This window comes from Paraburkholderia dilworthii (assembly GCF_000472525.1).
GTDB lineage: Bacteria > Pseudomonadota > Gammaproteobacteria > Burkholderiales > Burkholderiaceae > Paraburkholderia > Paraburkholderia dilworthii.
Map to the genome: position 1 here is coordinate 1 of NZ_AWZT01000003.1, position 17,611 is coordinate 17,611.

18 protein-coding genes are annotated in these 17,611 nt (G+C 62.8%); 11 read left to right on the plus strand and 7 right to left on the minus strand.

From position 1 onward, the window contains the following. Positions 1–312 precede the first annotated feature (312 nt). On the minus strand, positions 313–471 hold the full coding sequence (locus F759_RS42820; RefSeq protein WP_154670904.1) for a hypothetical protein: 159 nt from the start codon (positions 469–471) through the stop codon (positions 313–315). A gap of 89 nt (positions 472–560) precedes the next feature. On the opposite strand from F759_RS42820, the gene F759_RS0105915 reads away from it, so the two are divergent. The 7 genes from F759_RS0105915 (at position 561) to F759_RS0105945 (ending at position 8,313) form a co-directional block, all read left to right on the plus strand. Then, positions 561–1,079 (plus strand): (2Fe-2S)-binding protein, encoded by a 519-nt coding sequence (locus tag F759_RS0105915; RefSeq protein WP_027799043.1) that lies wholly within the window; start codon positions 561–563, stop codon positions 1,077–1,079. Positions 1,080–1,089: 10 nt separating this feature from the next. Next, positions 1,090–3,477, plus strand: coding sequence for a xanthine dehydrogenase family protein molybdopterin-binding subunit (locus F759_RS0105920; RefSeq protein WP_027799044.1), 2,388 nt, complete (start codon positions 1,090–1,092; stop codon positions 3,475–3,477). A 22-nt stretch (positions 3,478–3,499) separates the two neighbouring features. Continuing rightward, the gene (locus tag F759_RS0105925; RefSeq protein WP_027799045.1) at positions 3,500–4,297 is read left to right on the plus strand and encodes an FAD binding domain-containing protein; all 798 of its coding nucleotides are present in this window, start codon (positions 3,500–3,502) and stop codon (positions 4,295–4,297) included. Positions 4,298–4,479: 182 nt separating this feature from the next. Further along, positions 4,480–5,367: an AAA family ATPase gene (locus F759_RS0105930; RefSeq protein WP_027799046.1), complete on the plus strand. Its 888-nt coding sequence runs from the start codon at positions 4,480–4,482 to the stop codon at positions 5,365–5,367. Between the two features lie 5 nt (positions 5,368–5,372). Next, the gene (locus F759_RS0105935; protein WP_407668521.1) at positions 5,373–6,719 is read left to right on the plus strand and encodes a vWA domain-containing protein; all 1,347 of its coding nucleotides are present in this window, start codon (positions 5,373–5,375) and stop codon (positions 6,717–6,719) included. Further along, complete coding sequence (locus F759_RS0105940; RefSeq protein WP_027799048.1) at positions 6,710–7,318, plus strand: CoxG family protein; 609 nt, start codon at positions 6,710–6,712, stop codon at positions 7,316–7,318. The genes F759_RS0105935 and F759_RS0105940 overlap by 10 nt, the downstream gene beginning before the upstream one ends. Beyond that, positions 7,291–8,313, plus strand: a complete 1,023-nt coding sequence (locus F759_RS0105945) for an XdhC family protein (RefSeq protein ID WP_027799049.1) — start codon at positions 7,291–7,293, stop codon at positions 8,311–8,313. Before F759_RS0105940 ends, F759_RS0105945 begins: the two co-directional genes overlap by 28 nt. 36 nt (positions 8,314–8,349) lie before the next feature. On the opposite strand, the gene F759_RS0105950 is transcribed toward F759_RS0105945, so the two are convergent. The 3 genes from F759_RS0105950 to F759_RS0105960 form a co-directional block, all read right to left on the minus strand. Continuing rightward, complete coding sequence (locus F759_RS0105950; protein ID WP_027799050.1) at positions 8,350–9,090, minus strand: PepSY-associated TM helix domain-containing protein; 741 nt, start codon at positions 9,088–9,090, stop codon at positions 8,350–8,352. 372 nt (positions 9,091–9,462) lie between these two features. Then, positions 9,463–10,488 (minus strand): serine/threonine protein kinase, encoded by a 1,026-nt coding sequence (locus F759_RS0105955; RefSeq protein WP_027799051.1) that lies wholly within the window; start codon positions 10,486–10,488, stop codon positions 9,463–9,465. 98 nt (positions 10,489–10,586) lie between these two features. Further along, positions 10,587–10,799, minus strand: coding sequence for a hypothetical protein (locus F759_RS0105960; protein WP_006050502.1), 213 nt, complete (start codon positions 10,797–10,799; stop codon positions 10,587–10,589). 466 nt (positions 10,800–11,265) lie between these two features. On the opposite strand from F759_RS0105960, the gene F759_RS0105965 reads away from it, so the two are divergent. Then, the gene (locus tag F759_RS0105965) at positions 11,266–12,468 is read left to right on the plus strand and encodes an MFS transporter (protein WP_027799052.1); all 1,203 of its coding nucleotides are present in this window, start codon (positions 11,266–11,268) and stop codon (positions 12,466–12,468) included. 288 nt (positions 12,469–12,756) lie between these two features. Beyond that, a complete protein-coding gene (locus F759_RS0105975) occupies positions 12,757–12,942 on the plus strand; it encodes a hypothetical protein (protein WP_020067230.1) in 186 nt (61 codons plus the stop codon). Between the two features lie 62 nt (positions 12,943–13,004). On the opposite strand, the gene mgrA is transcribed toward F759_RS0105975, so the two are convergent. Beyond that, a complete protein-coding gene (mgrA, locus tag F759_RS0105980; protein WP_027799053.1) occupies positions 13,005–14,048 on the minus strand; it encodes an L-glyceraldehyde 3-phosphate reductase in 1,044 nt (347 codons plus the stop codon). A gap of 212 nt (positions 14,049–14,260) precedes the next feature. Between mgrA and F759_RS0105985 the strand changes: the two genes are divergently transcribed. Continuing rightward, positions 14,261–14,467, plus strand: coding sequence for a DUF3185 family protein (locus tag F759_RS0105985; protein ID WP_027799054.1), 207 nt, complete (start codon positions 14,261–14,263; stop codon positions 14,465–14,467). A 46-nt stretch (positions 14,468–14,513) separates the two neighbouring features. On the opposite strand, the gene F759_RS0105990 is transcribed toward F759_RS0105985, so the two are convergent. Then, positions 14,514–15,275, minus strand: coding sequence for a phytanoyl-CoA dioxygenase family protein (locus tag F759_RS0105990; RefSeq protein WP_027799055.1), 762 nt, complete (start codon positions 15,273–15,275; stop codon positions 14,514–14,516). Positions 15,276–15,755: 480 nt separating this feature from the next. On the opposite strand from F759_RS0105990, the gene F759_RS0105995 reads away from it, so the two are divergent. Then, positions 15,756–16,127: a hypothetical protein gene (locus F759_RS0105995; protein WP_027799056.1), complete on the plus strand. Its 372-nt coding sequence runs from the start codon at positions 15,756–15,758 to the stop codon at positions 16,125–16,127. 190 nt (positions 16,128–16,317) lie between these two features. Here the strand turns inward: F759_RS0105995 and metK are convergent, their stop codons facing one another. Continuing rightward, positions 16,318–17,508, minus strand: coding sequence for a methionine adenosyltransferase (gene metK, locus F759_RS0106000; protein ID WP_027799057.1), 1,191 nt, complete (start codon positions 17,506–17,508; stop codon positions 16,318–16,320). Positions 17,509–17,611: the final 103 nt, after the last annotated feature.

Here is a 17,611-nt window from a genome sequence, read left to right on the forward strand (position 1 = left end):
CGTGATCACCAAACAAATCCGATCAACGTCGCCGAGGCGAAGCCGACGGCCCGCTGCGCCGACGCAAGCCGCTGGTTGAGAGCAGACCCTTCCGGCGAGCACGCAGTGTGAGGCGGGACGTATGACTGCCTTGTCACTGGCGCCGAATGTGCGGGAGCACGGATTCCAGATGCACCACTGCCCCTCCCGAGCCGGGGGATCCACCTACGAGCTGGCGGTGTGAAGCCGCTTTCTTTGCTTATCTTTCTTTGCGGCGGCAAAGAAAGTAAGTGCCGCCCCGCACAGGGGCAACACTAATAGACCACTGCCAATTCAAGGAAAGGCCAAGAACCAAACCAAAGCAAGCCCAACAACAAACTGCAACCTCAGGAAGCCCCAAAACAATCCAGACAAACAAAAAAGCCCGCCGCAGGCAAAAAACTCCTCATAGCGCGCCCGCCCGATTTGTGCTTTACTTTTCGGCAGACTCATAAAAACCGCAGCACCCTAATCGGGCCCACGAACAGGCAGCTGAAGGCAAAACAAAACGGTCCGGTTTCACCCCATAAGGAGACGACTTCATGGCGATCAGCATCAGTCTGACGGTGAACGGCGCACCCATCAGCGCTTCAGTCGAGCCCGGCACCCTGCTTGTTCAATTCCTTCGCGATCAACTCCGGCTCACCGGCACGCACGTCGGCTGCGATACGGCCCAGTGCGGCGCATGCACCGTCCACCTCGACGGCCGCGCGATCAAATCGTGCAACATCCTCGCGGCCCAAGCGGACGGCGCGCAGATCACCACCATTGAAGGACTCGCCAAAGACGGCGCGCTGCATCCGATGCAAGCCGCCTTCAAGCACTGCCACGGGCTGCAATGCGGCTTCTGCACGCCAGGCATGGTGATGAGCGCGATCTCGCTCGTGCAGCGTCAACCCGATCTCACCGGCGACGAGGTGCGCGCTCAACTCGACGGCAATCTCTGCCGCTGCACCGGCTACCACAACATCGTCAAGGCGGTACTCGAAGGCGCCGAAGGCATGAAGTCATCCGGCACAGCCAGCGCCGCCGCACATGCCAGTGCAGCGGCCACCGCCTGAGGAGCCGACGATGAACGCACCCGAAACTCACAGCCTGATCGGCGCTTCCGTCGAACGTAAGGAAGACTATCGGTTTCTGACCGGCAACGGCCAGTACACCGACGACATCCTGCTGCCCCAGCAAACCTACGCGGTATTTCTGCGCTCGCCGCACGCGCACGCGAAAATCAAAAGCATCGACACGACTGCGGCCAAACAGTCGCCCGGCGTGGTCGCTATTTTCACCGGCGCGGACATGGCCGCGGAGAACGTCGGCGGCCTGCCATGCGGCTGGCTGATCCACAGCACCGACGGCAAGCCGATGAACGAGCCGCCGCACCCGATCATCGCGCATACGAAAGTGCGTCATGTCGGCGATCAGGTCGCGCTCGTCATCGCCGATTCGATCAAGGCCGCGAAAGATGCTGCCGAATTGATCGAAGTCGATTACGACGTGCTGCCCGCTGTGGTCGATACCGCGCATGCAGCTGACGCCGGGCAGCCGGCCGTTCATGACGAAGTGCCGGACAACGTCTGCTACAACTGGGGCCACGGCGACAAAGCCGCCACCGACGCCGCCTTCGCCAAAGCCGCGCACGTCACGACGCTCGACATCGTCAATAACCGCCTCGTGCCGAACGCGATCGAACCGCGCGCCGTCAATGCAAGCTATTCGTCGCAGGACGAGAGCTACACGCTCTACGTCGCGAATCAGAATCCGCACGTCGAGCGCCTGCTCATGGCCGCTTTCGTGCTGTCATTGCCTGAGTCGAAGCTGCGTGTGATCGCGCCGGACGTCGGCGGCGGCTTCGGTTCGAAGATTTTCCTGTATGCGGAAGACGTTGCGCTGACGTGGGCGTCGAAGAAAATTCGCCGTCCGGTGAAGTGGACCGCCGAGCGCTCGGAAGCGTTCCTGTCGGACGCGCATGGCCGCGATCACGTGACGAAAGCCGAGTTGGCAATGGACGCCGACGGCAAGTTCCTCGGCATGCGCATTCACACCATCGCGAACATGGGCGCGTATCTGTCGACGTTTGCGTCCAGCGTGCCGACCATTCTTTACGCAACCCTGCTCGCGGGCCAGTATGCAACGCCCGCGATTTACGCCGAAGTGAAAGCCGTTTTCACCAACACCGTTCCCGTCGATGCTTATCGCGGCGCGGGCCGTCCTGAAGCGACCTACGTGGTCGAGCGTCTGGTTGAAACCGCCGCGCGCGAAATGAACCTCGATCCGGCGGAGATTCGCCGCCGCAATTTCATCCGCGAATTTCCTTATGCGACGCCGGTCGGCCTCACCTACGACACCGGCGACTACGAGACAATTCTCGCGCGCTCGCTCGAACTCGCCGATGTCAAAGGCTTCGAAGCTCGCAGGCAGGAATCCGAAAAGAACGGCAAGCGGCGTGGCCTTGGTTACTCGTGCTACATCGAAGCGTGCGGTCTTGCGCCGTCGAATATTGCGGGTGCGTTGGGCGCTCGTGCGGGTCTCTTCGAAGTCGGGCAAATTCGCGTGCATCCAACCGGTTCGGTCACCGTGTTCACCGGCTCGCATAGTCACGGCCAGGGGCACGAAACGACCTTCGCGCAAGTGGTCGCTGACCGGCTCGGCCTTCCGCTCGAAAACGTCGAGATCGTGCATGGCGACACCGGCCGCATTCCGTTTGGCATGGGCACGTATGGCTCGCGGTCGATCGCGGTCGGCGGCTCGGCGATCATGAAGGCGCTCGATAAAATCGAAGCAAAGGCGAAGAAAATCGCCGCGCATCTGCTCGAAGCCGCAGCGGAAGACATCGAGTTTAAAGACGGTGTATTCCGCGTCGCGGGCACGGATCGCACGAAGGCATTCGCCGAAATTTCGCTCGCAGCGTATGTGCCGCATAACTATCCGCTCGATGTGCTCGAACCGGGTCTCGAAGAAAGCGCGTTCTACGATCCGAGCAACTTCACGTATCCATCGGGCGCATACATCTGCGAGGTCGAAGTCGATCCGGACACAGGCGTGTGCCAGATCCAGCAGTTCACGGCCGTGGATGACTTCGGCAACGTGATTAACCCGATGATCGTCGAAGGCCAGGTTCATGGTGGCCTTGGGCAAGGCATCGGGCAAGCCATGCTGGAGCGCTGCGTGTACGACAACGAAAGCGGCCAGTTGCTGTCGGGCTCCTACATGGACTACGCAATGCCGCATGCGTCGGACTTGCCCGACTTCACCGTGGAAACCGCGAAGGGCACGCCGTGCACGCACAATCCACTCGGCGTCAAAGGCTGCGGGGAAGCGGGCGCGATCGGCTCGCCGCCCGCGGTGATCAACGCGATCATCGACGCGCTCGCGCCGCTCGGCGTGACCGATCTGCAAATGCCGGCAACGCCGCATCGCGTGTGGTCGGCGATTCACGCCGCCAAGCAGGCAGCCCACTGAGACCCTGAGCGGAGCATTCGACATGTATTCATTCGAGTATCAACGCGCGACGGATCCGCAAGCGGCCGCCGCAGCTATCGCCGCCGACAGCGACGCCAAGTTCCTCGCCGGCGGACAAAGCCTGCTGCCGACCATGCGGCTGCGTCTCGCGCAGCCATCGCAATTGATCGACGTCACGCGCATTCCCGCGCTCAAGTCGATCACCGTCGACGCGAAAATGGTGACGATCGGCGCAGCTGTTTGTCATGCCGATGTCGCCGATCACGCGGAGTTGCGGCGCGTGTCGCCGGCGCTCGCGGAACTCGCCGCGCATATCGGCGACCGGCAAGTGCGCGCGCTGGGCACGCTGGGCGGCTCGCTCGCCAATAACGATCCCGCCGCCTGCTATCCAGCTGCCGCGATGGGGCTAGACGCGACCATCGTGACCCAGCGCCGGCGCATTGCATCGCGCGATTTTTTTGTCGGCATGTATGAGACGGCGCTCGAACCGGACGAGTTGATCGTGGCCGTGGAATTTCCGGTGCCCGAGCGCGCGGCCTATGAGAAATTCCGCAATCCCGCATCGCATTTCGCGCTCGTCGGCGTATTCGTCGCGAAGTTCGCGACCGGCGTGCGCGTTGCGGTGACGGGCGCGGCGGCGTCTGTCTTTCGTGTGCCGGAACTCGAAAGCGCATTGTCGGCGAACTTCGCGCCGGCAGCGGCGCGAGCGGTCGCTGTGCCGTCCGCGAATCTGAACGACGACATGCACGCGAGCGCCGAGTATCGCGCGCATCTGATCCCGGTCCTGGCGGCGCGAGCGGTGGCGAAGGCGAACGGTTAGCGATGCTTGCTATTGGTGGCTGACGTGTCAGGTTTTTTGCCTGAACACGTCAGCTAGTTAGCCGCGTTCGCCAACACACGCAGTGCAGTGCCAACGGGTCCCTTCCCGCTTCGTTGTCGTTGACGCCGTAGTTCATTGACGCCCCACTTCGTAAGCAGCCAGCGCGCAGATTCAGGAACGCCATGCAACCCGTTTCAATCGACGACACCCTCGCGCAACTCGCCGCTCAAAAGTATTTCGCGAGCCGCGAACTTGCGACGGCGTTGTATCTCGCGCTGCGCATGGAGCGGCCGTTGTTTGTCGAAGGAGAGCCGGGCGTCGGCAAGACGGAACTTGCCAAGGCCGCGGCGGGCATGCTCGGTACGTCGATGCTGCGGCTGCAATGCTACGAAGGACTCGACACCGCCAGCGCGCTGTACGAATGGGACTATCCGCGTCAGATCATGGCGTTGCGTCTTGCCGAAGCCGCCGGCGAGCGGCCTGACAACGACACGTTGTATCGCGGCGAATTCCTGCTCAAGCGTCCGCTGTTGCAAGCGCTGATGTCCGACGAAAACCATCCGGGCTCGCGGCGCGTGCTGCTGATCGACGAAATCGATCGCGCCGACGAACCGTTCGAAGCGTTTCTGCTTGAACTGCTATCCGATTTTCAGGTGTCGATTCCCGAATACGGCACGGTGCGCGCGGCGCAACCGCCGCTCGTCGTGATGACATCGAACCGCACGCGCGAAGTACATGATGCGTTGAAGCGCCGCTGTCTGTATCAGTGGATCGGCTATCCGGAGCGCGATCGCGAGCTGGAAATTGTCGCAGTGCGTGCGCCGCAAACATCGGCGGAGTTGCAGCGGCGCGCGGTCGATTTCGTGCATCGGCTGCGCGGCATGGATCTGTTCAAGGCGCCGGGCATCGCGGAAACAATCGACTGGTGCCGCGCGCTCGAAGCGCTGTCGGTAACCGAACTCGATCCGCAATCGGTGCAGAACACGCTGGGTGTGCTGCTCAAGTATCAGGACGATCTGGCGCGTGTCGATGCTGAGCAGATCGCGCAGTGTCTCGCCGCGCCGGGATAGCGAGCATGACGACGCCAGACAGCAAAGGCAACGCAAACGAGCGCGACGCGTCCGGCTCCGGCTCACGTGGTGGCTTGCCGCGCACTCGACGCATGACAGTCGCCGGGACAGAACCCGTCGCGCCGCTTGACGCCAACACGCCGACGCTCGCGCGCAACGTCGTGCATTTCGTGCGCGTGTTGCGCGGCGCGGGCCTGCCGATGTCGCCCGCCCAGGCCGTCGATGCGCTTGCCGCGCTGCACTGGGTCGACCTGAGCCGCCGCGACGACGTGCGCGCCGCGCTCGCCGCATCGCTTGTCTCCGCGCCTGACGAACGCGAACTCTTCAACGCCGCGTTCGAGCTTTTCTGGCGCGATCCGGATTGGGAAGGCAAGCTGCGCGCGCTGCTTCTGCCCAAAGTCCGCGACGGGCTTCCGCCGCCCAAACGTAACAACCGTCTCGCCGATGCGCTCGCGGTCCGCGCGCCGCCCTCGCCGCATGCGCATAGCCCGCAGGAAACGCAACAACGGGAATTGCGCGCGCACGTTACCTTCAGCGCGGAAGAGCGGCTGCGTCACCGTGATTTCGACACCCTTTCCGCCGATGAATGGCGCACGCTGCGCCATCTGATTCGCGCTCAGCGTCTGCCGCTCGCAAAGGAGCCGACGCGCCGTCTCAAGGCCGCCTCGCACGGCACGCATGCGGATCTGCGCGCGAGTGCGCGGCAGGCGGTACGAGCAGGCGGCGACTGGACCGTGTGGAAGTACCGCGCGGTGGTGGAGCGCAAGCCGCCGCTCGTTCTGATGCTCGACATCTCCGGCTCGATGAGCAGCTATTCGCGCGCGGTGCTCTATTTTTGCCACGCGCTCGTACAGTCGCGCGAACGCTTGCAGGTTTTTCTGTTCGGCACGCGGCTCACCAATGCGACGCGCGCGCTGCGCGAGCGTGACCCGGACGTGGCGATTGCCGCGCTCACCGAGCAGGTTGTCGACTGGTCGGGCGGCACGCGAATCGGCGCGGCACTCGCCGAATTCAACCGGCGCTGGGCGCGGCGCGTGCTGACCGGCCGCGCGACCGTGCTGCTCGTGACCGACGGCCTCGATCACGAAGCGATCGACGTGCTCGACGCCGAAATGGCCCGCCTGCGCCGCTTCGCCCACCGTATCGTATGGCTCAATCCGCTGCTGCGTTTCAGCGGTTTTTCTCCGAAGGCGCGCGGCGTGCAGGCAATCCTGCCTTACGTCGACGCCCATCGTCCGGTTCATAATCTGGACACCTTGGCCACGTTCGGCCGCGACCTCGCGCAACTCACGCGCGCGCCGTGCCGGGACCTCGTTGCCATGTCAACCGCGGGAGCAAGTTCATGGAACTGACCGAAACTCATACGCTGCCGGTCTCGCAGCAGCGTACGTGGGATGCGCTGAACGACACCGAGGTTCTGCGCGCCTGCATCCCTGGCTGCGAAAGCATCGATCCCGACGGCGAGAATGCCTACCTGGTGGCGTTGAGTGCGGCGGTCGGCCCGGTCAAGGCGCGCTTCAAAGGACGCATGCAACTGACCGATATCGACGCGCCCAACGCCTACAACATCGTCTTCGAAGGCCAGGGCGGGGCGGCTGGCTTCGCGAAGGGCAACGCGCGCGTCACGCTCGAAGCCGACGGCGAGGCCGCGACAAAGCTCAGCTATACCGCGAACGCGCAAGTCGGCGGCAAGCTGGCGCAGATCGGCTCGCGGCTTGTCGACGGCGCGGCGCGCAAGATCGCCGGGGAGTTTTTCAAGCGCTTCGGGGCGCGATTCGATGGCGAAGGCGACGGTGCCGTCGAAGGTGAAAATCCGGACGGTGCCGCCGACGCTGCAGCCACCGACGCGCCGGGGCACAATACGGCATCGACCGAGGCCGCGGACGGTGAGTCCGACGGCGATGCAACGAAGAGGAAGAAATCATGGACAGCGTGGATCTCGAAGTCCTGAAGTCCAGCGCACGTTGGCTGGAGGAAGGACATCGCGCGCTACTGGTGACGGTGGTGAAAACGTGGGGCTCGTCGCCGCGCCCGGAAGGCGCAATGCTCGCGGTACGCGATGACGGACTCGTGGTCGGCTCGGTTTCGGGCGGCTGCATCGAAGACGACCTGATTGACCGCGTGCGGCAACGGGGCATCGAGCAGACGCGTCCGGAGGCGGTCAAGTACGGCATCTCGGCGGAAGAGGCGCATCGTTTCGGATTGCCTTGCGGCGGCACGATCCAACTGGTGCTCGAACCGCTGACGTCGCGAAGCGGTATCGCCGAACTCTGCAATGCCGTGGAAGAGGGCCGGCTCGTTGCGCGCGAACTCGACATGAGCTCGGGCGAGGCGCGGCTCGACAAGGCGCTAGCAACAGACGGCGTGCATTTCGACGGCGAGCGTCTCATGACCATTCACGGCCCGCGTTACCGGATGCTCGTGATCGGCGCGGGACAGTTGTCGCGCTATCTGTGCAATATCGCTATCGGTCTCGACTATCAGGTGACGGTCTGCGACCCGCGCGAGGAGTACACCGAAGAGTGGAATATTCCCGGCACGAAGATCGTGCGGACCATGCCGGACGACACCGTGCTCGACATGAAGCTCGACGAACGCTGCGCTGTGATCGCGCTCACGCACGACCCGAAGCTCGACGATCTGGCCTTGATGGAGGCGCTCAAGACGCCGGCGTTCTACGTCGGCGCATTGGGTTCGAGGCGTAATAACCAGGCGCGTCGCGAGCGGCTCAAAGAGTTCGATCTTAGCGAAACCGAACTGGCCCGCTTGCATGGACCCGTCGGCATTTATATCGGCAGCCGGACGCCGCCTGAAATCGCCGTATCGATTCTCGCAGAAGTGACGGCGGCGAAAAACGGCGTCTCGCTGCCTACGCTGCTTCAGGTTGAAGGCGCGAAGGCGGCGCGGGAAATCGCGGCCTCGGGCGGGGCGGCTTGCAGCGCGTAGATGTCTGGACGCGAAGGCGTTCACACACCTGACGGCTTACATCAAGCCGCAAACCACCGCTGCGATCACCGATCCGCCGACCAGCACCACGCCCACCACGCGACGCTTATTCAACTCCGTCCACAGCAGCACGCCGGTCAGCGAAAGCAGAATCATCGCGCCGGCTATCGTGTCCACCAGCAGCATCCAGCCGATGCTCAGGCCAACGCCCTTGTGCAGATTGGTCATCGTCGCGAGGAAGGAATTTTGCGTGCGTTTGACTGCGATGAAGCCATTGCCGACCCAGTATTCGGCTTGCACGTTTTGCGTCGGCGCGGCGAATGCAATCTGCCAGAACTCGGGCTGAATCGTGCTGCGATCGCCCCACGCGACTGGATGCGCCGGCTCGCGCTTCATCCTGCCGGGCTTGCCGTCGATTTTCAGTTCGCCCTTCAGCCACTTCGCCATATCCATCGGCGAATGAAACGGCTTTTCCGGTACGGCCATTTGTAATTCCTCAACCTGCGGTTGGCCCGTGGGGACCTTCATCGGACCCGCGCGATGGTTCAAAAGGAAGCCGGTCGCCCCAAACATCAGCCCGAGCACCGCGCCCCACAGGCCGATCCATCCATGCACTTTGCGCAACCACTTGATGAAGTTCGCGCGCCGCGAACGCTGACGCCGCGCCGCGTGCTCGGCGCCGTCCATCAGATGGCGGCCGGGCGGCTGTTCGTGCGCGACGTATCGCGAAGCGCCATCGGCAACGGATTTCATATCGATCGAATCAGGCGCGTTCACATCATGCTCCAGGCACAGCAGTTAAACCGCCGCCCGCGCGCCGCGGCGAGGCGCGCAAAGTTCGACGACGAAGAAATATCGAAAGGAGAGAGCGGACGGGTCCGGCTTGCGGTCCGGAGCCGTCCTGTTGAAAGGCTGGCTGGCAGTCACAGAGGAGGAGAAATATGACAGGAAGCTGGCGATGCCCTTCAATTGAGAATAGCTATCATTACACAGTTGGCGCGTTTGCTCAATCGCGGCGCGACCGGGCGGGGGCGTGGCGGGTTTCTGGCTGTTTGCGCGGCGGGTTTCTGGCCGACGAAAACCAGGTCAACAAACCCGACTCGGTGACCACTGTGCAGGTCTACGGCCAATAAACCCAACAGCAAACGCTCACACCGGCCACAACGGCCCTTCCTGCATCGCGCCGAGTTGCTCGCGCATTTCGAGGATGCGGTCTTCCCAGTAACGTTGAGTGTTGAACCACGGAAACGCAGCCGGAAACGCGGGATCGTCCCAACGGCGCGCAAGCCACGCCTGATAATGAATCAGCCGCAGCGTGCGCAACGCTTCAACCAGATGCAACTCGCGCGGCTCGAAATCGCAGAAGTCTTCGTAACCGGCGAGCAGATCCGCGAGCGCACGCGACGCCTCGACCCGCTCGCCCGGCAGCAACAGCCACAAATCCTGCACGGCCGGTCCCATGCGGCTATCGTCGAAGTCGACGAAATGCGGCCCCGCGTCGGTCCACAGCACGTTGCTTGGATGACAGTCGCCATGCATGCGCAGCATGCGGATCTCGCCGGCGCGCTCGAATGCGCGCTCCACGCCTTCCAGAGCAAGATTGACGACGGTTTCCCACGCGGCGCGCACATCGTCCGGTATGAAGCGGTGTGCAAGCAGAAAGTCGCGCGGCTCATAGCCGAAGGTTTGACTGTCGAGCGCGGGACGCTCCACGTAGTTCTGCGTCTGCCCAACCGCGTGAATGCGCCCGATGAAACGCCCCAGCCATTCGAGCGTATCGCGCCGGTCGAGATCGGGTGCGCGCCCGCCGCGGCGCTCGAAAATCGAAAAGCGGAAGTCGTCGAACGTGTGCAGCGTGCGGCCCTCGAAGTCACGCGCCGCCACCACAGGAATCTCACGCGCGGCAAGCTCGGCGACGAACGCGTGTTCCTCGAGAATGGCGGCGTCGCTCCAACGCTCAGGGCGATAGAACTTCGCGACGACAGGCGGGCCGTCTTCCACGCCCACCTGGTACACGCGGTTCTCGTAGCTGTTGAGCGGCAACATGCGCCCGTCGGTGCGCACGCCGACTGTGTCGAGCACGCTATCGAGCGCGTCGAGCACGATTTCCGGCTGGAGCCGGGCGAAAGGCACGGCGCGGTCTGCGCCGTCCTGTGTATCGAGAATGTCGTTCATGCCCGCATTGTGCGCCGCGCCGCCGTCAAAGACGAGTGCGAGTCAACCTACGGCGCGCGACTGCCGCCACGCGGCAGACGAGCCGAACCGCAACCGCTTCAATGCATCTGCGCGCTTGACGGACGCACAAGCTCACCGGTGTCGATAAGGTCTTCGAGGAAAAAGGGTTCAGTGTTCAGTTGCGGCGAAGCGCCGGGCTCGCCGGCATACCACGCCACCATCGCCATGTCGCCGAGAATGCGCATGACGATTCCGCGCGCGCCCTGCGGCACGGCGATATGCACCGATCGGACAATGGAACCGATTTGCATGATGTTTCCCCGTTCTCCCATAGCCGGCTTTATGGATTCGTGCCGGTCAAGGTGATGATAAAAGCGCCGCTTCGCCGGTAACGTTGCGTACGCACCCAATCTGCTGCGCGTGGATACGCGTGAGAGCTTCGAGTCATTGTTCCCGTTTTGCGGGGCCTTGCAAAGCCGAAACTGAGGGCGCTTCGCCCGTCGTTTCGCTTTGTTGGTCGCGACGCGCGGAATCGCGACGAGACCATCATAAACCCTCGCGGGCAGAGAGATCAAAAACGTGCGCTGAGGGCGCGATTAGCCCGTTGCGGCGCACGCGAGCCCCATTTTCAGCGTATCCTTAACTGCTTTGCGGGCGCGGCGTCTCGCGAATGCGGGGGTCATCATCGCGCCGCGCCAGATACATCTGGTGACCTCGCTGCCGGTTGATCATCTGCTTCGTTCCGCCTTTCTGCTCTTACTTTCTGCCGTGCCCAACATCTCCGACACGCCTTATCTCGAACGCGGCACCCGCGCTTATTGGCGCGCCAGCATCGCATTGCTGTTCGCCGGCTACGCAACTTTTTCCTTGCTGTACTGCGTGCAGCCGCTGTTGCCGTCGTTTTCGACGGCGTTCAACGTGACGCCTGCGCAAAGCAGTCTGACTGTGTCGTTGACGACGGCCGCGCTCGCAGTCGCCATCTTCATGGCCGGCTTCGTCTCCGAAGGCTGGAGCCGTCACAAGCTGATGACGATGTCGCTCACCGTCTCCGCGCTGCTCACCATCGGCGTGTCGATCGCGCCGCAATGGCACCAACTGCTCGTGCTGCGCGCGCTCGAAGGTCTCGCGCTCGGCGGTGTGCCGGCTGTCGCGATGGCTTATCTCGCGGAAGAAGTGCATCCCGACGGCCTCGGTCTGGCGATGGGCCTGTATGTCGGCGGCACCGCAATCGGCGGAATGGCGGGACGCGTGATCACGGGCGTCGTCGCGGATCTGTTTTCGTGGCGCGTCGCAATCGGCACGATCGGCGTGCTCGGCATTCTGTCGATGCTCGCGTTTCGCGCGCTGCTGCCGCCGTCGCGCCATTTCGTGCCGCGGCGCGGTCTCGGCTTCATGCATCATCGCAGCGCGCTGCTGCGGCAATTCACGCGGCCCGGTTTGCCTCTGCTATTTCTGCTCGGCTTCGTGCTGATGGGCAGTTTCGTCACGCTGTACAACTACATCGGCTACCGGCTGCTCGCGCCGCCGTACCGGTTGAGTCAGACGGAGATCGGTGCGATCTTCGTGGTCTATCTGACGGGCGTGGTCGCGTCGCCGTGGTCGGGGCGCATGGCCGATACATTCGGTCGCGCTCGTGTGCTGACTGCAAGCTTGCTGTTGATGGCCCTCGGTCTCGCGCTCACCATGCTGAGCCCGCTCGCGGCGATTGTCGGCGGCATCGCGTGCGTCACATTCGGGTTCTTCTCGGGACACGCCGTCGCGAGCGGCTGGGTCGGGCGTCTCGCGAAAGAGGCGAAAGGCCAGGCGGCCGCGCTCTATCTGCTCGCGTACTACATCGGCTCGAGCGTGATTGGTTCGTATGGCGGCCACATGTGGACCGGTTATGGATGGAACGGCGTCGCCGGGCTGGTAAGCGCGCTGCTGGTGATCGGCGTGCTCGCAACGCTGAGACTGCGCCGGCTCGACTCTGCTCACAGCTGACTTTAAACGCGACATCGCATGTGTCGCGGCAATCCTCCGTGCATCGAATAGCGCGTAAAAGTAAGGCGTGCGTAAGCAAACGCTTCACTTTTTGCGGCGCGTTTGCTGCGGCGCGACAAGTGCGGCAACCCTTGCCGGCGCGGGCTTCTGCGTCTTGCGAATAAGCGTGTGAAAGCTACGGGACGCGTCTACGCCGGTTCAGGCGTCATCTATACTCAAAACGAGCGTTTGCAGCGCGTGATTTAAAGCGATCAGCTGCTCGCGCCGCCAATACAAAAGGAGACGAGTATGACGACCTATTTCACGATCGGCGATTTCATTCTGGTCATTCCAATGGCGCTAGCCGGGGCTCTGTTCGTAGGCGCGCTGCCTTGCAAGACGGAATTGCGGCACAACGCACTGCGCGTGCTTGGCGCGCTGCTCGGCGTGATGTTCGCAGTCGTGCTGGTCGAAGGCTTGCCCGCGCTCGTATAACGAAAAAGCCGCCTGACCGGCGGCTTTCGTTTTGTCATTGCGTGGCGGCAGCGTCGCCGGAATCAGATCGCCTGATCCGTCGACGGCTTTTCCCACAAGTTGATGCCGCCCTCGGTCGCGTAGCGGTCGATCTCCGCGAGTTCCTCTTTCGAGAACGCGAGATTCTTCAGCGCGCCGACGTTCTCGCGCACCTGTTCTGCACGACTCGCACCGATCAGCACCGACGTGACGCGCTCATCGCGCAACGCCCACGCGAGCGCCATCTGCGCGAGGCTTTGGCCGCGACGCTGAGCAATATCGTTCAGCTTGCGTACATGCTCGATGTTCTTCTCGCTCAAATGCTCCTGCTTCAGCGAACCGCCGCCTGGCTTATTGACGCGCGCGTCTTGCGGCACGCCGTTCAGATACTTGCCGGTGAGCAGACCCTGCGCGAGCGGCGTGAAGGCAATCGTGCCCGCGCCGACCTGCTCGAGCGTGTCGAGCAAATCGTGTTCGATCCAGCGATTGAGCATGTTGTACGCAGGCTGATGAATGAGCAGCGGCACCTTGTATTCGGCGAGCAGCTTCGCCATTTCGAGCGTCTTGCTCGCCGAGTACGACGAAATGCCGATGTAAAGCGCCTTGCCCTGCTGAACCGCGCTCGCGAGTGCGCCGGCGGTTTCCTCGAGCGGCGTGTTCGCGTCGAAGCGATGCGAATAGAAAATGTCGACGTAGTCGAGGCCCATGCGCTTCAGGCTCTGATCGAGACTCGCGAGCACATACTTGCGCGAACCGCCGCCTTGTCCGTATGGACCGGGCCACATGTCCCAGCCGGCCTTCGACGAAATCAGCAGCTCGTCGCGATACGGCTTGAAGTCGTCCTTGAAGTGGCGGCCGAAGTTCGCTTCCGCGCTGCCGTACGGCGGCCCATAGTTGTTCGCGAGATCGAAGTGCGTGATGCCGAGGTCGAACGCGGTGCGCAGAATTTCACGTTGAGTCGAGAGCGGCGTGGTATCGCCGAAGTTGTGCCACAAGCCGAGCGACAGCGCGGGAAGTTTGAGACCTGTCTTGCCGCATACGCGGTACTGCATGTCCGAATAGCGTTCTGAAGCTGCTTCGTAAGCCATTGCTAGTGTCCTTGATGATGATGTCGCCCGGTCAAACGTGGGCAGGGGCAATCGCATGCTGCGGGAGGCGTGCTGCTGCGGGTTTGTTTTTATGTGCGGCCAGACCGCTATGGTAGCCAATCGACGTGATGCGTGCAGACACCCACCATGCAGGATGGACGGCTGCTTGCAGGTCCCCTACACTTTGGCCGATCAAGTTTACGGAGCGTTAAATGGCGAAGGCGATTTCAATCGCGCTGATTGTCGGCGGCATCGTGTTGCTGTATTTCGGCGGGCAGGCGTTCAACTCGGTAAGCAGCGACGTCTCCCGCGTCTTTACAGGTTCGCCGTCGAACAAGGCGATCATGTTGATCGTAGGCGGTGTGGTGGCGACGCTCGCGGGAATCACGGGCATCGCTTTGTCCGGACGCAAGCGCTAGGCGCCGAAGCGCGCGGGGCTCGACGGTGTCGGAAAGCCTCGAAGAATCAGAAGACGATTTCGGGCTTTGCCGCCGAACGTGTGCCCGGCAACGGCACATTGCTCGCGCCGTGATACGTGTACACAAGCGAGAACTTTACCTGGTCGCTGATGTTCTTGCCCGCTGAATGCAGCGTATTGCAATGAAAGAACACCACGTCCCCGGCTTTCAGTTCGGGCGATACGGCGGCGCGGATCCACGCCTGGTTTTCCTCGAGGTCGGAGCGGAAGAACTTGGCCTCGTCGAAGCGCTCGCCAGTGAATGCAGCGCTGTGCGATCCGGGCACAAACCACAGCGCGCCGTTGTCCACAGTTTCGTTGCCCAACGCGAGCCATACGGAAACCAGGTCGTCGCGCTCGAACGACCAGTAGCGCACGTCGCGATGCCAGCCGGTCAAGCTGCCATACGCCGGGTGCTTCGTCATCATGCAGTTGTGATGCGCGCGTGACAGACGCGGTTCTTCGCCGAAGTACAGCTCCATCCAGCCGCGAATTTCTGGTGCCGTCGCCCACTGCGCGAAACTCGGGTCGCGGCCATACGCATCGAGCAGTCGCCGCACGGTATGACCACCAGGCGCCTGTTTCGAAGGCGGCGCGCCGGGATATTGCAAGTCCGCTTCGAACTCGATCGGCGCCGCGGCCTCCTGCAACTGACGTTGCGCGATCTGTTTCATCTGCTCGCAACGCTCAGGCGAAACCAGACCGGGCACGACGACAAAACCCTGCTCGCGCAACGTGTGAATCTGCTCTTTCTTCGAATGGAGTGACATGTGTTCCGTGACCGTCGACTAGCCGATGTCCGATTGTAAAACGGGCGCGATCGTACCGCCTGCTGTTTCACATCGCGCGTCGCGATGAACTTGATGCACGTCGGCTAACAGCGCACTACTTGCATGCGGCACGCCGCTTGCGCTGCACATTCGATGGGCAGCGGCGCACGTCGATCGACCGCAAAAGGAGTGAGCGTTATGTGGCCCGAGGTCCTGGTGCGCTCCGTGAAAACCCGTACGCGCAGGGTAAAAACCGACTTTCAGACGTCACGAATCACGTGTAGCCTGCACGCATGTTGATCGCTATTCCCGCCTGTTTGCGCGCTGCACTGGCCATCAAGGCCGGCTCGGCTGTCCGCCGCGCAGTTTTCCAACGAATCCCGGGCCTTCGCGCCGTTCATCGCGATACCGCCATTGGCATGCTTGGTGCTGCTACTGGCGCACATTTCGTCGCGCGACACGCTGCCTACCTGTAAAGCCATGCATACTCTTCTGAGCACCCGTTTCACCCGAGCTGCACTCAAAGCGGCCCGTCCCGCGCGCCGCCATGTGGTACGCGCGCTGCGCCACCACGCGACGCGCACGCGGGCATTAGGCGAACAATGGCGCGATGCCCGAGCGGTCGACGGCATCCGCACCTGGTTCAATACTTTCTTCTCGGCGTTGCGCACACGAGGCGGTTCGCGCCGCTTCTCGCTGCGCACGCTGCTCCGGAAGCCGACACCGCTGCGTCTGAGCACGGCGCAGCGCGCGCCAGTCGCCGTACCGGCGCAAAGCGCGAGCCGCCGTCCGCGTCGCATGTCGACGAACGGCAGCACGGGCTGGTTTGCGTTCGCGTTCGCGAGCCGTTGAACGGCTTTCTCGTCAACGCGCAATGATGGTGCGGCGGCTTCGTACGGCTTCTAGCCGTGACGTTTAAACGCTGAACCTACGTGTGATGTGAGCGCATCACCCGCTGTTCGATCAAAAACAGACGGCGATAAAAANCCCCGCGCGGCGCGAGCCGGCGGGGTTGTTATATTAGACAAGCCAATTGCTAGCGTTAATCCGCCAGCGCAGCGACCGGTTCAGTGCCCGCAGCTTCGGCGAGTGCCAACGCTTTATCGGTGGCTTCCCAGGTGAATTCCGGCTCTTCGCGGCCAAAGTGACCATACGCCGCGCTCTTCTCGTAGACCGGGCGCAGCAGGTCGAGCATCTGGATGATGCCCTTCGGACGCAGATCGAAATGCTCCTGCACGAGGCGCGTGATCGTTGCATCGGACACGCGACCGGTGCCGAACGTGTTGACCATGACCGAAGTCGGTTGCGCCACGCCGATTGCGTACGACACCTGAATCAGACAGCGCGATGCGAGGCCTGCGGCCACGATGTTCTTCGCGACATACCGGCCGGCATAAGCGGCCGAACGGTCTACCTTCGACGGATCCTTGCCCGAGAACGCGCCGCCGCCGTGGGGCGCCGCGCCGCCGTACGTATCGACGATGATCTTGCGCCCTGTCAAACCGCAGTCGCCTTGCGGACCGCCGATCACGAACCGGCCGGTCGGGTTCACGAGGAACTTGATGTCACCCTTGATGAGTTCCGCCGGCAGCGTCGGCTTGATGACTTCTTCGATCACGGCTTCGCGCAGCACGTCGAGTTCGATATCCGGCGAATGCTGAGTGGACAGCACGACCGTGTCGATGGAATGCGGCTTGCCATCGACATAACGCACGGTGACTTGCGACTTCGCGTCCGGACGCAGCCAGGGTAGCCGGCCGTCACGGCGCAGATTCGCCTGACGCTCGACCAGACGATGCGACAGGTGGATCGGCAGGGGCATCAGTTCGGGCGTTTCTTCGCACGCGTAACCGAACATCAAGCCCTGGTCGCCCGCGCCCTGATCGAGGTTGTTGTCGTGCGCACGGTCCACGCCCTGAGCGATGTCCGGCGACTGCTTGTCGTACGCGACGAGCACCGCGCAACCGCGGTAGTCGATACCGTAGTCGGTATTGTCGTAGCCGATGCGCTTGATCGTGTTGCGCGCGATCTGGATGTAATCGACGTTAGCGGTCGTGGTGATTTCGCCCGCGAGCACCACGAGACCCGTGTTGCACAGCGTTTCGGCCGCGACGCGCGAGTATTTGTCCTGAGCCAGGATGGCGTCGAGAATCGCGTCGGAAATCTGGTCCGCGACTTTGTCGGGATGGCCTTCGGAGACGGATTCGGAGGTGAAGAGATAGTCGTTTGCCACGTTGCAGACTCCTGTTTTGTGGTTACGGTTGAGTTTCACGTAGCCAGCTTCGGGGAGTCTGAAGCGGCGACGCTTTAGCGGATTACCTTACCGGCAGGCGCAT